The sequence below is a fragment of the Lactobacillus taiwanensis DSM 21401 genome (assembly GCF_001436695.1).
GTDB lineage: Bacteria > Bacillota > Bacilli > Lactobacillales > Lactobacillaceae > Lactobacillus > Lactobacillus taiwanensis.
This window is the reverse complement of sequence record NZ_AYZG01000023.1, coordinates 51445-53548: the sequence shown is the minus strand read 5'-3', so window position 1 is coordinate 53548 and position 2104 is coordinate 51445. Positions and strand designations below refer to the sequence as shown.

Below are 2104 nucleotides of genomic sequence, written 5' to 3'. Positions count from 1 at the left end.
AAAAAAAAAAAAAATGCAATATATTAGGCTTAGCATCTAAAAAAAGCCTATCTAAGCATATTTGTATATAAATGCTAGATAGACTAAAAAAAGAAAAAATATAATTGCAAAAACCTAATGATATTTGATAACTATACTATAGGTACTAAAAATTTGTTTTTTTGAGTTACTACTGTTATGTTGGACGTGAGAGTAAATATGTAATTAGTACAAGTGAACAGTTTAAAAGGTGGTAAGTACTATGGTTAAAAAAACTGTTCCTAAAAAGCTAACCTTTATCTCTATCTACTTTTTAGGAATTAATGGAATTATAGGTTCTGGAGCATTTTTGCTTCCGCAATCAATTTATAAAGATATGAACTTGCTTAGTGTAGTTGTTATGTTGTCTGCAGCCATAACAGTTGGTCTAATTGCTTTATGTTATGCAGATCTAGCAAGTCGATTTACAGGTTCCGGAGCTGCATGGCTCTACTCTTACAATGCATTTGGTAGATTTGCTGGATATGAATTAGGTGTATTTACTTGGTTTTTAGGTTGTTGTACCTATGCAGCCGAAGTAGTAGCATTTCTAACAACACTCAAAAGTTTTATTCCAGCATTTAATCAAACTTCAATTTATTTTGCAGTTGGAATAGGACTGATTATATTATTTTCAATAATTAATTTCTTTGGTCGTTCTTTGGTTAAAGTGATCGACAATACTTCCTCAATTGCTAAATTATCAACGATTATTCTTTTTATCATTGTTGGCGTATTCTTTATGCATATTGCTAACTTCCATCCAGTAATGCCAGCAGCTGCCGCAAAAGGTGTTGGTCCTTTCTTCCATCATTTTGGTGCAGCCTTTAGTGTTGTCTTCTATTTATTTAGTGGCTTCTCATTTATTCCAATTGCTGCCTCACAGATGAAGAATCCGGCAAGAAATATTCCACGCGCTCTTATTGCAGTAATGATCAGTGTAACGATTTTATATACTTTAATGCTATTAATCGCAATTGGTATTTTGGGACATAAAATGTCTTGGTATACTATCCCAATTGCTAATGCCTTTAAGTCAGCCGTAGGCGAATGGGGCTATATTGTAGTTATTATTGGTGTCTTATTAAGTATCTTTGGAGTGGCATTTACGTGTTCTTTCAATACTCCTGCTTTAATTGCTTCTCTATCTCTTGAGCATCATTTATTACCTAATTGGGTAGGAAAGAAAAATAAGTTTGATGCTCCATGGGTAGGTATAATTTTAACGGCTGCAGTAACACTTCTTTTAATCACTCAATCATACTTATTCTTAGTAGGTTGTATAGTATTGGCATCGTTTGTTCAATACGTACCATCAATCTTCGCAGTTATTAAATTTAAACACACTGGTCAATATCCAAATCATGGCTTCAAGCTTCCTGGTGGCGACATTATCCCCGTATTAGCATTATTGGTAGCTTGCTATTTAGTATTTAACTTTACTTGGGAAACTATTTTGCTTTCTATTGTTGTTGCTGCAGTAACCGCCATTCTTTACTTCTTCATAGGTAAGAAGAGATTAGATAAAATGGGTGGTATTCCAACAGCTATTCGAGAACTCAAAAATCATCCCGAACTCATGAAAAATAAAAATAATAAATAATACAATTTAAAATTATAGATATTACTCTAAATGAAATAGTGTACTACGTATCTGACAAAGATAGTTGGTACACTATTTTTTTGATCGTATAGTATTGCACATAAGTTTATAAAAAGCCTCTCGAAAAATTCAGAACCTAAAAAATCCTACTAAATTTTGCTCTTAATAAATTATCTGTTCCGTGTCAATTGGCCGTTGAAATCTATAAAATAAGCTAATTCACCAATCTGTTTATGCAGGCTGGTTTTTCTTTGCTTTCGTTTCACAATTTCATAAGCAATTATGTGCTTTGGATCTACTTTCTTCTAAATTGTTTTTTCGATTCTTTTTTGTAGAAAAATTTATTCCAGTTACGTTTACTCGATAAAACTAAAGTAAATTTTCATTATTAAATAATCTTATTTTATAAAATATAACAGCAATATTTTTATTTACCATATGTTCTTATTTAAAAATACTATTTTTAAATGTTATTTAAACCTT

General features: G+C 31.2%; 1 protein-coding gene. It reads left to right on the top strand.

What is annotated here, in order from left to right; genetic code table 11:
- Nucleotides 1-241 precede the first annotated feature (241 nt).
- The gene (locus FD18_RS04595; protein WP_057718841.1) at nt 242-1621 is read left to right on the top strand and encodes an APC family permease; all 1380 of its coding nucleotides are present in this window, start codon (nt 242-244) and stop codon (nt 1619-1621) included.
- The last annotated feature ends 483 nt before the right edge of the window (nt 1622-2104 follow it).